The sequence below is a fragment of the Mycobacterium gordonae genome (genome assembly GCF_017086405.1).
GTDB classification, from domain to species: domain Bacteria; phylum Actinomycetota; class Actinomycetes; order Mycobacteriales; family Mycobacteriaceae; genus Mycobacterium; species Mycobacterium gordonae_D.
In genome coordinates this window covers 3,325,244-3,341,160 of the sequence record NZ_CP070973.1, presented here as the reverse complement: position 1 = coordinate 3,341,160, position 15,917 = coordinate 3,325,244, and the positions used below count along the sequence as shown (strand labels likewise).

The following is a 15,917-nucleotide window of genomic DNA, read 5'->3' as shown; positions in this document are numbered from 1 at the left end:
CCTTGGATTCTCAGGATTCGAGTTCTTCGTCGGATCCGAGCTCTTCGTCGAGAATGGCGAAAAGCTCGCTTTCACTGGCGGCGGCGAGGTCGTCATCGAGGGCCAGGTCGGCCATGATGTCGCGTAGCCGGTGAGCCAACCTCGCCCGTTCTTCGGGCTGCCAATCACGCTGCCGCACAAGGTCGTCGAGCTCACGGGTGATGTCGTCGAAGCGCGCCGCGGGGTCTGCTTGCGACACGGGGGCGGACAGGCGGGTGTCGAGATGTGCGGCCAGCGCATCAGGGCTGGGGTAATCGAAGATCAGCGTCGGCGAGAGCGTCAGTCCGGTCGCGGTTTTCAGCCGGTTGCGCAGCTCGACCGCCGTCAGCGAGTCAAAACCCATCTCTTGGAAGGCGCGCTGAGCGCTGATGTCGGCGGTGCCCGAGCGGCCGAGCACCGTTGCGGCATTGCTGCACACCATGTCGACGAGTTCACGGCGGCGCTGTTCGGCGGTGAGTCCGGAAAGTCGCGCGGTCAGGCCCGTTGTCGATACGCCCGTCGCCTCCACGGTCCTTCGCATCGGGCGGTGCACCAGCTCACTGAGCAGCGCGGGAGCATCTTCGCTCAGCGCGGCGGCGTCCAAGCGGGTGGCGGTCACGACGGCGGAATCGGCCCGTAGGGCGGCGTCGAACAACGCCAGCGCTTGGCCGGTCGACAGCGTGGCAAGACCGACCCGGCCCATCCGGGCCTTGTCACGCTCACCGAGATGGCGCGTCATCGCACTGGCCTGTTCCCACAGCCCCCATGCCACCGACGTGGCCGGCAAGCCCCGCACCCGGCGGTGTTCGGCCAGCCCGTCCAGGAAGCTGTTGGCCGCCGCGTAATTTCCCTGGCCTGGGGTGCCCAAGATGCCGGCCATCGACGAGAACACCACGAAGGCAGACAAATCGAGATCCCGCGTGAGTTCGTGCAGATTCCAGGCTCCGTCCACCTTGGCCCGCAGCACCGCGTCCAATCGCTCGGGGGTCAGCGTCTCGATCAAGCTGTCGTCGAGAATGCCGGCTGCGTGAATCACCGCCTGCAACGGAAACTGTTGCGGCAGCTGCGCCAGCAACGCCGAAACCGCTTCACGATCGGCCACGTCGCACGAGAGCACCGACACCTGCGCGCCGCACGCTTGTAACTCTCCGACCAACTGCGAGGTCTCCGGGGCCTGAGCACCGGAACGGCTCACCAGCACAATGCTGGGCACCCGGTAGCGGAAAACGAGGTGCCGGGCCAGTGCCGCGCCGGCCATTCCGGTGCCACCGGTGATCAACGCGGTGCCGGTGGCGAGCGGGTCGATGGTCAGCACCACCTTTCCCGTGTGCCGGGCCTGGCTGACAAACCGATACGCCTGGCGAACCCGCTGCACGTCAAAAGTCTTGAACGGCAACGGCGCCAGCTCTGCCGTCGCGAACAAGGTCATCAGATCGGTCAGCATCCGCGCCGTGAGGTCCGGACCGGCCTCGATCAGATCGAATGCCCGGTAATGGATTTCGCGGGCTGCCAAGTCCTGGGGTGCGCGAAGATCGGTCTTCCCCATCTCGATGAAGCGACCGCCCGGGGCCAGCAGCCGCAGCGAGGCGTCGATGAACTCACCGGCCAGTGAGTTGAGCACCAGGTCGACTCCGGCGCCGCCGGTAACCGCCCGAAACTTCTCCTCGAACTCCAGCGTCCGCGAGTCAGCGATGTGCTCGTCGTCAAACCCCATCGCCCGTAGCGTTTCCCACTTGCCACTGCTGGCGGTGCCGAAAACCTCCAAGCCCCAATGCCGGGCGAGCTGCACCGCCGCCATCCCCACTCCGCCGGTGGCCGCATGCACCAATACCCGCTCGCCGGCCTTGGCCGCGCCCAGTACCGACAATCCGTACAGCGCCGTCAGAAACACTACCGGGACGCCGGCGGCCTGGGGCAGCGACCAGCCGGCCGGCACCGCGGTCACCAATCGCCGATCGACCACCGCCTCCGGACCGACCACACCCAGCAAGCCGAGCACCGCGTCACCGACGGCCACATCGGAGATCCCCGGACCCACTTCCACCACCACACCGGCGCCCTCGGCGCCGAGCTCGCCACCTCCGGGATACATGCCCAACGCCACCAGGACATCCCGAAAGTTCACCCCGACTGCTGCCACGGCGACCCGCACCTGTCCAGGGGCGAGCTCCACCCGTTGATACGGGCCGACCCGCACGTCGTCCAGCGTGCCTCCACCCCCGGTGACCAGATGCCACGCCTCCTGGCCCGCGGGCAACTCCAGCGTCGACGATTCGCACGGCTTCAGCCGGGCCCGGTAGGCGACCCCGCGGCGCACCACCAATTGCGCCTCAGCGCAACCGATTAGCTCGGCGGCGTCCAGTGATCCGTCGGAATCCAGCAGCAGCAATCGACCGGGATGTTCGGCCTGAGCCGATCGCACCAGACCCCACACCGCCGCACCGGCCAAGTCCGACACGTCTTCGCCTGCCAACCCGACAGCGCCGCGGGTTTGCACCACCAAAACTCCGCCGTCCTCACCTGCCAACCAGGATTGCAGCCGGCGCAGCGCTGCGTGCGTCGCCGCATACACCGATGTCGGGGGCTCACCGTCGCGCGCCACCTGCCACACCCTCGGTGAGGTACCGTCGCCGGTCGGCGCGACGATGGGTGTCCAGTCGATCTCGAACAGGCCGGCGTCGCCACGCCCGCCCACCGCGGGAGGCTGGGCAGCGACCGGGCGAAACGCCAAGTCCCGCACCGTCAGTACCGGAAGTCCCCACGCGTCGGCCAAGTCCAGAGCCACCGAATCGGTGCCCACCCGGGTGATCCGGACCCGCAGCCGAGCGGCGTCAGTGGCGTGCAGCGACACACCCTGCCAGGAGAACGGCAGCACCGTGGCGTTCGGTGCATCCGCTAGTCCCAGCGCATGCAGCGCCGCGTCCAACAGCGCCGGATGGATGCCGAATCCGGTGGTGGTCAGTCCGTCGGGCAATGCGATTTCCGCGAAGATGTGATCAGCCGACTGCCACATCGCCTGCAGCCCAAGGAAAGCCGGGCCGTACTGATAGCCCCGGGCGGCCAATCGCTGATAAGCGCCAGCCAGATCGACGGCCGTCGCACCGACAGGCGGCCACACCGACAGGTCCGCCTGCGGTGCCGGTGTATCGGTCCCCAGAGATCCCGTGGCGTGCAGCGTCCACTCCGATTCGGGACCATCGGCATACACCGCGATCTCTCGATACCCGGCGTCGTCGGGGGCTCCCACCACTACCTGCACGCGTACCGCGCCCACCTCGGGCAACGGCAACGGCGTCGACAACGTCAGCTCCCGCACCACCGGGCAACCGACCTCGTCGCCGGCCCGCAGAGCGAGTTCGACGAATCCAGCGCCGGGGAACAGGACGCTGCCGGCCACGCCGTGATCGGCCAGCCACCGCTGGGCCGACCGCGAGAGGTTGCCCGTCAACACCACACCGCCGGAATCGGGCCGCTGCACCACCGCACCCAGCAGGTCGTGCGCGGCGCCAACCAATCCGGCGCGGCGCACATCTCCGTCGCCAGACTCGGTCAGCCAGTACCGGCGCCGTACGAATCCGTAGGTGGGCAGCGGGACTCGGTGGGCTCCCTGGAACACCGTGGACCAGTCCACTGCCACGCCCGCCACCTGGGCCTGAGCCGCTGACTGCCAGAACCGTTGCAACCCGCCGTCGTTGCGGCCCAACGACGGGATAATCACCGACCGCTCGGCGCCGAGCGTCTCCTCAATGCCCCCGATCAATACCGGGTGCGGACTCGATTCGATGAAGACCTGATGGCCGGCGTCGAACGCCGCGCGCACGGCACTTTCGAATTGCACTGTCCCACTGATGTTCTGATACCAGTAGTCGGCGTCGAGTGCGGCGGTGTCCAGTATCGCGCCGGTCACCGTCGAGTAGAACGCCACCGACGACGAACGTGGTGTGATGCCCTTGACGGCAGCGATGAGATCGTCACGGATGGCCTCGACGTGGAACGAGTGTGACGCGTAGTCGACATCGATCCGGCGTGCGCGGACGTTCTCCGCCTCGCATCGGCTGACCAGTTCGGCCACGGCATCCACCTCGCCGGACACAACGATCGACGAAACTCCGTTGACGGCAGCGATATTCAACCGGCCGGCCCAGGCTGTCAACAGTTCCTTGGCGCGGTCCAGGCTGAGCGCCAGCGACGCCATGCCACCGGCGCCGGACAGTTGCACCAGCAGCCGGCTGCGCTGCGCCACCACCGTGGCGGCATCTTCCAAAGAGAGGGCACCGGCCACATAGGCGGCGGCGATCTCACCCTGCGAATGGCCTATGACCGCGTGTGGTGGGACCCCGAGGGAACGCCACAGTTCGGCGAGCGAAACCATGATGGCCCAGAGGGCCGGTTGCACCACATCCACCCGGTCGAGACCGGGCGCGCCGGGCGCTGACCGGATGACGTCGAGCAGCGACCAGTCCACGTGTTCCCGCAGTGCCTTGTCACAGCGCTGCAGGTGGTCAGCAAATACCGCCGAGCTGTCCAGTAGTTCGAGTCCCATGCCGATCCACTGCGAGCCCTGGCCTGGAAACACGTACACCGTCTTGCCCACCCTGGCGGCGCGGCCGGTCACCACGCCGGGACCGACCTCGCCGGCCGCCAGGAGGGCGAGCCCGTCGCTGAACTCGGCGGCATCGGCGGCCACCACCACCGCGCGGTGGTCGAACAGCGATCGGGTGCTCACCAGTGACCAGCCCACGTCGAGCGGGCGCGCGTCGCCGGCCTGGACCCGCGCCAGCAAGCGCCGGGCTTGGTTGACTAGCGCGTCCGCCGATCGAGCGGACAGCACCCACGGCACCACGCGCTCATCAGGCTCGGGTGGGTGATCATCCACGTCCGGAAACTGCTCCAGAATCACGTGCGCGTTGGTGCCGCTGATCCCGAACGACGACACCGCGGCCCGGCGTGGACGTGCGCGCTGCGGCCAGGGTCGCTGTTCGGTCAACAACGACACCGCACCCGCCGACCAATCGACATGCGGGGTCGGCACGTCGACATGCAACGTCTTGGGCAGCACCGCATGCCGCATCGCCATCGTCATCTTCATGACGCCCGCGACTCCCGCCGCTGCCGACGTGTGAGCCATGTTCGACTTGATCGAACCCAGCCACAGCGGCTCATCGCGATCCTGGCCGTAGGTCGCCAAGATAGCTTGTGCCTCAATGGGATCGCCGAGCGTGGTGCCGGTCCCGTGGCCTTCGACGACGTCAACGTCCGCGGTGGTGAGCCGGGCATTGGCCAATGCGGCGCGAATGACCCGCTGTTGGGATGGACCGTGGGGGGTGGCCAGGCCATTGGAAGCGCCGTCCTGGTTGACCGCCGAGCCTCTAACCACGGCCAGCACCGGATGTCCCAACCGTTGCGCATCGGCCAACCGCTCCACGACCAGAGCACCGGCACCCTCGGAGAAGGCGGTCCCGTCGGCGGCACCTGCGTAGGCTTTGCACCGACCGTCCGCCGAAAGTGCGCGCTGCCGGCTGAATTCGATGAACATGGCCGGGGTGGCCATCACCGTCACGCCGCCGACCAGTGCCAGGTCACACTCCCCCGATCGTAGTGACTGCACCGCCAGGTGCAGTGCCACCAATGATGACGAACACGCCGTATCCACCGACACCGCCGGACCTTCCAGGCCCAGCACGTAGGCAACCCGACCGGACGCCACACTCAGCGTCGAACCGCGCAAGCCGTAACGCTCCAGGTCGCCGGGCACCCGGCCCTGGCCGCCATACGAGCCGTGGAATATGCCGGCGAACACGCCGGTCGCCGAACCGCGCAGGGTCAGCGGATCAATTCCACTGCGCTCCAACGCTTCCCACGACACTTCGAGCAGCAACCGCTGCTGGGGGTCCATCGCCAGCACCTCACTGGGCGCGATCCCGAAGAACTGCGCGTCGAATCCCGCGACATCGGTCAGAAAACCTCCGGAGCGGGTGTAGGACTTGCCTGCCGCGTCCGGATCGGCGTCGTACAACTCTGCCAGGTCCCAGCCGCGGTCCGCGGGGAACTCGGTGACCACATCGCGACCGGCGGCCACCATCTCCCACAGGTCTTCCGGGGTCTCGACTCCACCCGGATACCGGCAGCCCATGCCGACCAACGCAATTGGCTCGGTCGCCCGGGATAGGTAGTCGCGATTCTCGCGCTTGAGCCGCTCGTTCTCCTTGAGTGATCTCCGCAGGGCGGCAATGAGCTCGTCTTGGGTGCTCACGGCATTCAGTGCCAGCGCAACAGGACCAGCTCGGAACAGAAGCCGGGTCCCATGGCGATCATCAGTCCGGGGCTTCCACTGGGCGGTGGCTTGGCGAGTGTGTCACGCAGCACGTGCAGCACCGACGCCGAGGACAGGTTTCCGATCTCACCGAGGGAGCGCCAGGTGAGTTCCAGCGCTTCCGCCGGCAGATTGAGGGTTTCGATGATCGCGTTGATGATCTTCGGCCCGCCTGGATGGCTGACCCAGGCGCCGATGTCGGTGGTAGTCAGGTCATGTTCGGCCAGAAAGGCGGTCACGTCGGTGCGCAGATACTGTTCGACCACGGCCGCCACGTCTTTGGAGAGAACAAGCTCGAAACCGCCCGAGCCAACATCGAATCCCATGGTGCGCAACGAGTCTGGGTACAGGTGGCTACGCGAGGCGATGATGCTCGGACCACCGGCACTCACCTCCCCGGCGCGAGACTCGCCGACGGCGATCACCGCGGCCGCACCGTCGGCGAACAAGGCGCTGCCCACGAGCCCGGCCACAGAGGGCTTGTACCCGGGGAAGGTCAGCGAGCACAGCTCGACCGATATCAGGGCCGCGATGCCGTCGGGGGCTCCCTTCAAGTAGTCGTGCAGCCGGGCCACTCCGGCCGCCCCGGCCACGCAGCCCAGCCCGAACAGCGGCACCCGCCGAACGTCGTCCCGCAGCCCGACCCGCCCGGCGATCCGCGCGTCCAGGGACGGCACCGCCAGACCGGTGACCGTGGTGGTGTAGAGCACGTCAAGATCTTCGGGACGCAGTCCGGCCTCGTCGAGCGCACCCATCAGGGCCTCGACCCCCAAATCCACAGCCTTCTCGATGAAGATGCTGTTCGCTTCGCCGAAGTCGTGCAGCCGCGGGTACTGCTCCAACGGAAGCACCAGGTGACGGCTGTTGACTTTGCCGCTGGCATGCAGCTGCCGGACGATGTCTTCGTAGTCGGCGAATTCGGGGATGCTGACGAACATGTCGGTGAGTTCTTGCTGCGAATAGCGATAGGGCGGCAGGGCACCGAAGACGCCTGCGATGACACTCATTGGTCCCACCCCCTTAGATACGAACATCACGGTCACATCGTTCAGGCAAAAGTTCAACCGAATCGCTTAGAGCGGGAAGTTTAGTCGCGGCCAACGTGACCGGCAAAAGCGGCGATCCGCCACTCGGCTGCTCCGCGTGATCAGCGCGGCCCGGGGCTGCCCGCCGGTCCTGCCGTTCCGACAGCACCGTCAGCCCCCGCACCACCGTCATCCCCTTGAGTACCGTCCAAGCCGACTCCGCTGACACCGACGCCGCCCTGGCCGCCGGCGCCGCCGGCTCCGCCTTCACCGCCGAGGCCGCCCAGACCGGCGACCCCGCCGGCCCCGCCACTACCGGGTTGCCCGAACCAGCCACCAGCACCGCCGTTGCCCCCGGCGCCACCAACGCCGCCGCCACCGCCTGCACCGCCGGTGCCACCATCGCCACCAGCGCCGCCGTCGCCACCGAATGCCTTGGCCGACGCTGTGGTGGCGGACGCGGTGGCTGTGGCGCCACCACCGGCGCCGCCGTGGCCGCCAAGCCCGCCGGTGGACCCGAGGCCGCCTTGTCCACCCGCGCCGCCGGCCCCGCCGTGCCCGCCATCACCGAATAACCAGCCGCCGTGGCCCCCAGTCCCGCCGGTGCCACCGGCAGCGCCGGTACCGGCATTGTTGGCACCGGCGCCGCCGGTCCCACCAGGGCCGCCCATACCGCCAACGGCGATGGCCGTGGCTTTGGCAGTGGGGTCCGTTCCCCCGGTGGCGTTGGCTGTGCCAGTACCACCGGCGCCTCCGGTGCCTCCGGTGCCTCCGGTGCCGCCGGTGCCTCCTGCGCCTCCGACACCACCGCCAGCGGTCGCGCTAGTCTGTCCGACACTCGTGCTGGTGACGGCGGTGGCAGTGTTGGCGGCCCCGGCACCTCCCAGGCCACCGTTGCCACCGCTGCCGCCTGTGCCACCCGTTCCACCGTTGCCACCGACCGCGGTGGCGGTGGCGCCGATACCGGCGGTCGCAGTGGCGGTGTTGGTGGCACCAAGCCCTCCCGGGCCGCCCGAGCCGCCGATACCTCCGGTCCCCCCTGCACCCCCGTTGCCGCCCGAGGTGGACGCCCCTGACGAGATGACGGCGCTGATAGAACTGCCGGTGGCGGTGGCGGCGCCGGCCGGGCCGCCGAAGCCGCCAACCTGGCCGACCCGACTGCCGTCGGCCCCGAGCCCGCCGTCGCCGCCGACAGCCTGGGCGAGGCCGACCACAGAGTTGGTGACCGAGACACCCTGCGCCCCGCCCTGAGCACTGCCGTTAGGGGCCGCAGGACCCGGGTTGGTGCCGGCGACTCCGGTGGCCCCGGTCCCACCGGGCCCGCCGATACCACCAGCACCTGAGATCAAGGCGGCGTTACCGCCAGTCCCACCCGACCCGCCGATGCCGTTGTTGATCGCCGGGTTTCCCGCGCCACCGGCCCCCCCGGCACCCCCGTCACCGAAGAAGTACCGGCCGTTGCCGCCCGCCCCGCCGGTGCCGCCAGGCCCACCCACGCCACCCGCCCCACCGTTGCCGAACAACCACCCGCCCGCTCCGCCCGACCCTCCGGGCGCACCCAGCCCTCCGGTTCCACCGATTCCGCCGCTGCCGATCAAACCGGCATCGCCGCCCCGACCGCCAACCACCCCAGCAGCTGTGCTGGACCCGCCCCTCCCACCACTGCCGTATAACAATCCGCCGTCACCGCCTGGCTGTCCTACGCCGCCAACGGTCCCGCCATTTGCGCCATTGCCGATCAGTGGACGTCCCAGCAGGGTCTGCGTGGGCGCATTGATCAGGTCGAGGACAATCTGCTGAGCATTGGTTGACTCGGCGTTCGCATACGAGGTCTCTGCCGATTGCAGCGTTTGCAGCAATTGCCGATAAGACACTTCTACCCGGGCGCTGAATTCCTGATAAGAATGAGCATGTTGGCCGAACAATGCAGTAACGGCCGCCGATACCTCGTCAGCTGCCGCGGCGGCAATGGTGGTCGTCGAGGCTGCCGCAGCCGCGTTCGCCGTTCCGATCAGGGTCCCGATGCGGGCCAGGTCTAGTATCGCTGCAGCTTGCACCGAAGGCGCGACAACGACGAACGACATTCTCGGATCTCCTGGTCTGGGGATGTGCGCAGGGACCCGGCAGCGCTGACCACCGAGCCCCCAGGGTCGCCGAAGCATACCGCCATTGATGTCGCCCAACACCGGATTCCGGAGATTCTGTCCCGCCATTTTGGTGTCCGTCGTGGACCCGCGAAATCCACGCAGAGGTGGCCGCCGTCCAGGCAAAAATTCAGGCGATGAAAGAATGGGAAAAATAGGGGCATTTCAGCTCAGCGTAAATGGCCCAATCGCTCCCGCAAGGCGACGCATTCGACAGTTACCGCATCTAATTGACCGGCGACCCGCTCCGGCGCCGTACCACCCCGTGCGTCACGCGACGACACCGAGCCCTCGACGGTCAGCACGTCACGGACACTGGGCGTGAGCTCGGGGCTGATCGCCGCCAGCTCGTCGTCGGTCAACTCCTGCAGCCCGACGCCGCGTTGTTCGGCGGCCTTCACCGCGGCGCCGGCGGCCTCGTGGGCGGACCGGAACGCGACGCCCTGGCGCACCAGCCATTCGGCGATATCGGTGGCCAGGGTGTAGCCGGCCGGCGCCAGGGCGGCCATTCGGTCGACATGGAACGTCAGGCTGCCCACCAGCCCGGCCATCGCTGGCAGCACCAACTCCAGCTGGGCCACCGAGTCGAATACCGGCTCCTTGTCTTCCTGGAGGTCGCGGTTGTACGCCAGGGGTTGGGCCTTCAGCGTGGCCAGCAATCCGGCCAGGTTGCCGATCAGCCGCCCGGACTTGCCGCGGGCCAGTTCGGCGATATCCGGATTTTTCTTCTGCGGCATGATCGAGCTGCCGGTGGACCACGAGTCGTGCAGCGTGACGTAGCCGAACTCCGTCGAGCTCCAGATGATGATGTCCTCGGCCAGGCGCGACAGATCGACCCCGATCATGGCGAACACGAACGCCGCCTCGGCGGCGAAATCCCGGGCCGCTGTGGCGTCCACGGAATTGTCGGCGGCGGCCGCAAAGCCCAGCTCCGCGGCGATGGCGTCCGGGTCCAGCCCTAGGGACGAGCCGGCCAGCGCCCCGGATCCGTATGGCGAGATGGCGGCGCGCTTGTCGAAGTCGACGATGCGGTCCACATCGCGCAGCAACGGGTGCGCGTGGGCCAGCAGGTGATGTGCCAGCAGGATCGGCTGGGCGGATTGCAGATGCGTCTTGCCCGGCATGATCGCCGTCGGGTGGGCGCCGGCCTGTTCGGCCAACGCCGCGACCACCTCGAGCACCCCGTCGGCGACCCGGCGTACCGCGTCGCGCAGCCACATCCGGAACAGCGTGGCGACCTGGTCGTTGCGGGAACGTCCGGCACGCAGCCGGCCACCGAGGTCCGGCCCCACCCGGTCGATCAGGCCACGTTCCAGGGCGGCGTGCACATCTTCATCGGTGACCAGCGGGCCGAAGCTGCCGTCGGCGACGTCTTCGGCGAGGCTGTCCAGTCCGGCCAGCAGACCGTCGCGCTGTTCTTCGGTGAGCAGGCCCGCGTGGTAGAGCACCACGGCGTGCGCCCTCGATGCGGTGATGTCGTAGGGGGCCAGGACCCAGTCGAAGTGGGTGGACTTGCTCAATGCAGCGAGCGCGTCGGACGGGCCGCCGGCGAACCGGCCACCCCACAGCGAACCCTCATTGGTCACCACGTGTCACCTTCTCCTGGCGAGCAGACGCAGAAGGCCCTCTGCCGGCGGCGTGTCAGGGGCTTTTCCGTCTGTTCGCGCCGGGAAGGTCACCGCATGTCCCGGCGGGACGCGATCTTCGACGACAGGCCATGAACGTAGACGAAGCCCTTGGCCATCGACTGGTCGAAGGAGTCGCCCTCGTCGTAGGTGGCCAGGTTGAAGTCATACAAGGACTCGGCGCTGCGGCGGCCGTTGACCGCGATGTGGCCGCCGTGCAGGACCAGCCGGACCTCACCGGTGACGTGCTCCTGGGTCTTGGCGACGAAACTTTCCAGCGCCACCTTCAGCGGCGAGAACCACAGCCCGTCGTACACCAGCTCGGCCCAGCGCTGGTCGGTGTGCCGCTTGAACCGACCCAGCTCGCGTTCCAGGGTCACGTGCTCGAGTTCGGCATGCGCGGTGATCAGCACCATGGCCCCGGGCGCCTCGTATATCTCGCGGCTCTTGATGCCCACCAACCGGTCCTCCACGACGTCGAGGCGCCCGACGCCCTGCGCCCCGGCCCGGCGGTTGAGCTCCTCGATAGCCTGCAGCACGCTCACCCGCCTGCCGTCGATAGTGACCGGTACGCCCTGCTCGAAACCGATGATCACCTCGTCGGGGGTGTTCCAGTTGACGGTGGGGTCTTCGGTGTAGGAGTAGACGTCCTTGGTCGGCGCGTTCCACAAGTGCTCCAGGAACCCGGTTTCGACGGCGCGTCCCCACACGTTCTGGTCGATGGAAAATGGCGAGCGTTTGGTGACGTTGATCGGAATCGCGTTCTCCTCGGCGAACGCGATCGCTTTCTCGCGGGTCCAGGCATAGTCGCGGACCGGTGCCAGCACCTCCAGATCCGGTGCCAGCGAGGCGAATCCGACCTCGAAGCGAACCTGGTCGTTGCCCTTGCCGGTGCAGCCGTGCGCGACGATGCTGCCGCCGTGCTCGCGTGCGGCGGCTACCAGATGCTTGGCGATCAGCGGCCGGCTGATGGCCGAAACCAGCGGATAGCGGTCCATGTACAGCGCATTGTTGAGAATGGTCGGCAGGCAGTACCCCTCGGCGAACTCGTCGCGGGCGTCGACCACGACGGCCTCCACCGCGCCGCAGTCCAACGCCCGCTGGCGCACCACCTCCATGTCCTCACCGCCCTGGCCGAGGTCGATGGCCACCGCAACGACCTCACGGCCGGTCTCCTTGCCTATCCAGCTAATGGCCACCGAGGTGTCCAGACCGCCGGAATAAGCCAGGATGACGCGCTCTGACATGAACAGTTCTCCTTTTGCTCGTGCAAAGTCTGCAGCAGTGTATTTGAGATCTACGAGGTCTTCTTGAGGCCTTCCAACGCCACGGCCACTTCGGCGCCGGTCATCGGTTCACGGGCAACCACGAACACCGTGTCGTCACCGGCGATGGTGCCGACGACGTACGGTAACGCCGCGCGGTCGATGGCGCTGGCCAGGTAATGGGCACCGCCGGGCGGCGTGCGTAGGACAGCGAGGTTTGCGCTGGCATCGGTGGATACCAGCAGCTCACCGAGCAGGCGGGTCAACCTTCCGGTGCCGCCGGCGACACCCCGGACGGGGCTGCCGTCTTCGGGTACGACATAGACGCCGACGCCGCCGTCCGCGCCACGCAGCTTGATCGCCCCGAGTTCCTCCAGGTCCCGCGAGAGCGTGGCCTGGGTGACTTCGATGCCTTCGGCGGCCAGCCGGGCGGCCAGTTCGCTCTGGCTGCGCACCTCGGCGGTGGACAGGATCGCGACGATTCGGGCCTGCCGGCCGGCGCGGTTGGCGCTCACCTCCGGAGCCGCTTTCGCCGTCATTGCGACCGCTCCAGCAGCCAGACCAGCAGCGCCTTCTGCGCATGCAGGCGGTTCTCGGCCTCGTCCCACACCGCGCTGGCCGGGCCGTCCATCACCTCGTCGGTGATCTCGTCACCGCGGTGCGCCGGAAGGCAGTGCAGCACAAGGGCATCGGCGTTAGCCAGGGTGAGCAATCGGCGGTTGACCTGGAATGGCCGGAACGGCTTGACACGGTCCAGGCCGTCGCCCTCCTGGCCCATCGATATCCAGGTGTCGGTGACCAGGACGTCGGCGCCGGCCGCGCCCGCGTCGGCATCGGCCGTCACTGTCACGGTGCCACCGGTCTCGTCGGCGCGCCGGCGTGCCGAGGTCACCACATCCGGATGGGGCGTAAAGCTCTCTGGCGCAGCGACGGTCACGTGCATGCCCGCGGTGACGCCGCCCAACATCAGGGAGTGGGCCATGTTGTTGGCGCCGTCGCCCAGGTAGGTCATCTTCAGGCCTGCCAGGGTGCCTTTGCGTTCGGTGATGGTCTGCAGGTCGGCCAGGACCTGGCAGGGATGAAACTCGTCGGAGAGTGCGTTGACGACGGGCACCGACGCGGTCGAGGCCATGGCCTCCAGCCGCTCCTGCCCGAAGGTGCGCCAGACGATGGCGTCGACGAAGCGGGACAGCACTCGCGCTGTGTCCTCGAGGGTTTCGTCGCGCCCGAGTTGGGTGTTGCGCCCGTCGACCACCACGGCGTGCCCGCCGAGCTGCGCGACACCCATCTCGAAGGAGAACCTGGTGCGGGTCGAGTTCTTGTCGAAGATCACCGCGACTCCGCGCGGACCGTCGAGGGGACGACGGCTGAACGGATCCTTTTTCAGGATGGCGGCCAACTCGAGGACCTCGGCCTGTTCGGCGGGCGTGAGGTCGTCATCACGCAGAAAATGTCTAACCATGTGCGGCTCCCGCGGTGTCGAGGATGGCCGGCAGGGCGGCGACGAAGCCGTCCAGTTGAGATTCTGTGATGATCAGCGGCGGGGCCAGCCGAATCACGTTGGGCGCGGCTGCGTTAACCAGGTATCCGGCGGCGCGGGCCGCCGCTTCGGCTTCCTTCGCGTGTGGCGCCTTGAGCACGATGCCCTGAAGTAAGCCCCTGCCCCGCACCTGGTCGATCAGCGGATGGCCCAGCGACTCGATGCCGTCACGCAGCGACTTGCCCTTGGTTTCGGCGCTATGGACCAGATCCTCGTCGGCCAGCACCGTCAGTACGGCCAGCGCCGCGGCGGTGCAGACCGGGTTGCCGCCGAACGTGCTGCCGTGCAGGCCCGGGGTGAACAGGTCGGCGGCCGGCCCGACTGCGATGCACGCGCCGATCGGCAACCCACCGCCCAGCCCCTTGGCGAGGGTGATCACATCCGGGGTGATGCCGTCGTGTTGGTGGGCGTAAAACGCACCGGTGCGCCCGATTCCGGTCTGCACCTCGTCAAGCACCAGTAGGGCTCGGTGCCGGGCGGTGATGTCTCGAGCCCCGGCCAGGTACCCCTCGGGCGGCACGACGACGCCGCTCTCCCCCATGATCGGTTCGAGGAAAACTGCGGCGGTCTCGTCGTCGACCGTCGCGGCCAACGCGTCGACGTCGCCGTAGGGGACGTGGGTGACATAACCCGGTAGCGGTTCGAACGGCGCCTGTTTGCTCGGTTGTCCGGTAAGCGCCAGCGATCCCATGGTCCGGCCGTGGAAGGCTTCTTGTGCGGCAACGATTTTGGTACGACCGGTCAGCCGCGTCAGCTTGAACGCGACTTCGTTGGCTTCGGTTCCGGAGTTGCAGAAGAACACTCGCGCTTGAGCGTCCGCCCCCAACAGCGCCACCAGCCGTTCGGCCAGAGCGATTCCCGGTTCGGTGGCATAGAGGTTGGAGGTGTGGCCGAGTGTCGACATCTGTCGGGTGACGGCATCGATGATGGCCGGGTGCCGGTGGCCGAGGACGTTGACCGCGATGCCGCCGAGCAGGTCGACGTAGGTGGTGCCGTCGACGTCGGTGACGACGGCTCCGTCTCCGCTGGCCAGTGCCATCGCCGGGGTGCCGTAGTTGTTCATCATCACGGCCTGCCAGCGTTGCTGCACCCCCTGCGTGGCGGTCATGCGCAGACCACCTTGGTGCCGGTGCCCGCATCGGTGAAAAGCTCGACCAACACACAGTGTTCGACTCGTCCGTCGATGACGTGTGCGCTGGGCACACCGGCCGTCACCGCGCGCAGGCATGCCTCGACTTTGGGGATCATCCCGGCCTCCAGACTGGGGAGCAGTTGCGCCAATGTGGCCGTGTCGATTTCGCTGACCAACGACGTGCGGTCGGGCCAGCGGGTGTACAGGCCCTCGACATCGGTCAGCATCAACAACTTCTCTGCGCCCAGCGCTTCGGCCAGTGCCGCCGCGGCGGTGTCCGCGTTGATGTTGTGCACCACGCCCTCGGCATCCGGGGCCAGCGTTGACACCACTGGAATCCGTTTGGCGGCAATCAGATCCAGCACGGCCGCAGTATTGACGAGTTCGACGTCGCCAACCAGGCCGATGTCGGTGTCCACACCGTCGACGGTGACGCTGCGCCGCACCGCAGTGAACAGTTGCGCGTCCTCACCGGTGATCCCGACGGCGTACGGGCCGTGCACGTTGATGAGGTTGACCAGTTCGCGGCCCACCTGGCCGAACAGCACCATCCGCGCCACATCGAGCACTTCCGGTGTGGTGACCCGAAATCCGCCCTTGAAATCACCTTCGATACCGAGTCGGCGCAGCATCGCGGTGATCTGTGGGCCGCCGCCGTGCACCACAACGGGATGCACCCCGCAGTTGCGCAGAAACGCCATGTCCGCGGCGAAGGCCCGGCGCAGCGACTCGTCGGTCATCGCGTTGCCGCCGTATTTGATGACGACGATCTTGCCGTTGAGCTGTTTGAGCCACGGCAGCGCCTCGGCCAGCACCTGCGCCTTGACCTGGGTGGGCAGGTCGTCGATGTTCATG

At 67.8% G+C, this 15,917-nt stretch carries 9 protein-coding genes; all 9 read right to left on the bottom strand.

The genetic code is table 11. The features are described 5' to 3' along the window. Positions 1-10: 10 nt before the first annotated feature. The 9 genes from JX552_RS14155 to argB all read right to left on the bottom strand — a co-directional run bounded on the left by JX552_RS14155 (position 11) and on the right by argB (position 15,916). A complete protein-coding gene (locus JX552_RS14155; RefSeq protein ID WP_205877971.1) occupies positions 11-6,271 on the bottom strand; it encodes a type I polyketide synthase in 6,261 nt (2,086 codons plus the stop codon). A 5-nt stretch (positions 6,272-6,276) separates the two neighbouring features. Beyond that, entirely contained in the window at positions 6,277-7,338 is a 1,062-nt protein-coding gene (locus tag JX552_RS14150; protein WP_205877970.1) for a type III polyketide synthase, read from the bottom strand. Between the two features lie 140 nt (positions 7,339-7,478). Next, a complete protein-coding gene (locus tag JX552_RS33340; protein WP_205877969.1) occupies positions 7,479-9,440 on the bottom strand; it encodes a PE family protein in 1,962 nt (653 codons plus the stop codon). Positions 9,441-9,670: 230 nt separating this feature from the next. Next, positions 9,671-11,089, bottom strand: a complete 1,419-nt coding sequence (gene argH, locus JX552_RS14140) for an argininosuccinate lyase (protein ID WP_205877968.1) — start codon at positions 11,087-11,089, stop codon at positions 9,671-9,673. An 86-nt stretch (positions 11,090-11,175) separates the two neighbouring features. Next, positions 11,176-12,372 (bottom strand): argininosuccinate synthase, encoded by a 1,197-nt coding sequence (locus JX552_RS14135; RefSeq protein ID WP_205877967.1) that lies wholly within the window; start codon positions 12,370-12,372, stop codon positions 11,176-11,178. Between the two features lie 50 nt (positions 12,373-12,422). After that, positions 12,423-12,929, bottom strand: a complete 507-nt coding sequence (locus tag JX552_RS14130) for an arginine repressor (RefSeq protein ID WP_205877966.1) — start codon at positions 12,927-12,929, stop codon at positions 12,423-12,425. Next, the gene (gene argF, locus JX552_RS14125; protein WP_205877965.1) at positions 12,926-13,852 is read right to left on the bottom strand and encodes an ornithine carbamoyltransferase; all 927 of its coding nucleotides are present in this window, start codon (positions 13,850-13,852) and stop codon (positions 12,926-12,928) included. The genes JX552_RS14130 and argF overlap by 4 nt, the downstream gene beginning before the upstream one ends. Continuing rightward, positions 13,845-15,038, bottom strand: coding sequence for an acetylornithine transaminase (locus JX552_RS14120; RefSeq protein WP_205877964.1), 1,194 nt, complete (start codon positions 15,036-15,038; stop codon positions 13,845-13,847). The genes argF and JX552_RS14120 overlap by 8 nt, the downstream gene beginning before the upstream one ends. Beyond that, positions 15,035-15,916 carry an acetylglutamate kinase gene (gene argB / locus JX552_RS14115; RefSeq protein ID WP_431195951.1) on the bottom strand — a complete coding sequence of 294 codons (882 nt, stop codon included), beginning with the start codon at positions 15,914-15,916 and terminating at the stop codon, positions 15,035-15,037. Before argB ends, JX552_RS14120 begins: the two co-directional genes overlap by 4 nt. Position 15,917: the final 1 nt, after the last annotated feature.

Coding starts and splice junctions, on each gene's coding strand:
- JX552_RS14150 (WP_205877970.1), bottom strand. CDS start 7,338: ATGAGTGTCATCGCAGGCGTCTTCGGTGCCCTGCCGCCCTATCGCTAT.
- JX552_RS33340 (WP_205877969.1), bottom strand. CDS start 9,440: ATGTCGTTCGTCGTTGTCGCGCCTTCGGTGCAAGCTGCAGCGATACTA.
- JX552_RS14135 (WP_205877967.1), bottom strand. CDS start 12,372: ATGTCAGAGCGCGTCATCCTGGCTTATTCCGGCGGTCTGGACACCTCG.
- JX552_RS14130 (WP_205877966.1), bottom strand. CDS start 12,929: ATGACGGCGAAAGCGGCTCCGGAGGTGAGCGCCAACCGCGCCGGCCGG.
- argF (WP_205877965.1), bottom strand. CDS start 13,852: ATGGTTAGACATTTTCTGCGTGATGACGACCTCACGCCCGCCGAACAG.
- JX552_RS14120 (WP_205877964.1), bottom strand. CDS start 15,038: ATGACCGCCACGCAGGGGGTGCAGCAACGCTGGCAGGCCGTGATGATG.
- argB (WP_431195951.1), bottom strand. CDS start 15,916: ATGAACATCGACGACCTGCCCACCCAGGTCAAGGCGCAGGTGCTGGCC.